We start from the raw sequence: 1698 nt of genomic DNA, 5'->3' as shown, positions 1-1698 counted from the left end.
CGAGCTTCTGGGGCTCGATCGGGTCGGCCGCCACGACCACTTCTTCGAGCTCGGCGGCCATTCGCTGCTGGCGGTGCAGCTGATGGAGCGGCTGCGGCGGCGGTCGCTCGGGGTCGAGGTGCGCACCCTGTTGGCCCGGCCGGTGCTTTGCGATCTGGCCGCCAGCCTTGGCAGCCTTAGCGAGGTGGCCGTGCCGGCCAACCTGATCGACGAGCACACTCTCGCGATCACGCCACCGATGCTGCCGCTGATCGAGCTGAGCCAGGAAGAGATCGACCAGGCGGTGGCGACTGTGCCGGGCGGGGTTGGCAACATCCAGGATATCTATGGCCTGTCGCCGCTGCAGGACGGCATCCTGTTCCATCACCTGTTGGCCGGGAAGGGCGATCCATATCTGCTGGTCTCCCAGATGGCCTTTGCCGACCGCGCCCTGTTGGAGCGCTATCTTGATGCGGTCCAGCAAGTGGTGGACCGTCACGACGTGCTGCGCACGGCCTTTGTCTGGGATGGACTGTCGAGCCGGGCCCAGGTGGTGTGGCGTCGTGCGCGGCTGGAGGTTGCCGAGGTCGAGCTGGACGAGAATGGCGATCCCGGTCATGAGCAACTGAAGCGCCGGTACGATCCGCGCCAATACCGCCTCGAGCTTGGCCGGGCGCCCTTGTTGCGGTTTGTGATCGCGCGCGAGCCGGGTGGCGGGCGCTGGCTGCTTTTGGAGCTGCAACATCACCTGATCGGGGATCACACCGCCTCGGAAGTGATGCGCGGCGAGGTGCGGGCGGTTCTGGAGGGTCGCGCGCATGAGCTTGGTGCGCCGCACCCGTTCCGCAATCTGGTGGCGCAGGCGCGTCTAGGAGCTTCCTCCGAAGAGCATGAAGCGTTCTTCCGGGAGATGCTGGGCGACATCGAGGAGCCGAGCCTGCCGTTCGGTTTAAGCGAGGTGCATGGCGACGGCAGCGGGGTCGGCGAGGCGCATCGGATGCTGCCGGCCGCGCTCAATGATCGGCTGCGGGCGCAGGCGCGGCGGCTGGGTGTGAGCCTGGCGAGCCTCTGTCACCTGGCCTGGGGCCAGGTGGTGGCGCTGAGCAGCGGGCGCGAGCAGGTTGTGTTCGGCACGGTGCTGTTTGGCCGCATGCAGGCCGGGCCCGGCGCCGACCGCGCGCTCGGCCTGTTCATGAACACCTTGCCGGTGCGGCTCGACCTCGACGGCACCGGGGTCGAGGCCAGCGTGCGGGCCACGCACGGGCGGCTTTCGCAGCTGCTGGCGCATGAGCATGCCTCGCTGGCGCTGGCGCAGCGCTGCAGCGGCGTTGCAGCACCGGCGCCGCTGTTCAGTGCGCTCATGAACTATCGCCACAACACGCCGGCCGCCAGCACGGACGATGTCTTGGCCGGCATCGAATGGCTGGGCGAGGAGGAGCGCACCAATTATCCGCTGAGCCTGTCGGTGGAGGATTTTGGCGATGCGCTCGGCCTCACCGCACAGGTGGTGGAGCCGATCTGTGGGGACCGGGTCTGCGGCTACATGCAGCGGGCGCTCGAAGAGCTGGCTCAGGCATTGGAGCAGGCGCCCGGCAAGCCGGTGCGAGAGCTCGACATCCTGCCGGCCGCCGAACGCGCCCATCTTTTGGAGGAGCTGAACCGGACGGAAGCGGACTATCCGTCGCACAAGTGCATCCACGAGCTGTTCGAGGCGCAGGT

General features: G+C 68.0%; 1 protein-coding gene. It reads left to right on the top strand.

Going from position 1 to position 1698, the window contains the following annotated elements:
* The coding region (locus tag CK218_RS29870) for a condensation domain-containing protein (RefSeq protein WP_245435246.1) at positions 1–1698 on the top strand (1698 nt) is incomplete at both ends.

Source organism: Mesorhizobium sp. WSM3879, assembly GCF_002294915.1.
Lineage (GTDB): Bacteria > Pseudomonadota > Alphaproteobacteria > Rhizobiales > Rhizobiaceae > Mesorhizobium.
This window is presented reverse-complemented; position numbering and strand designations above follow the sequence as displayed.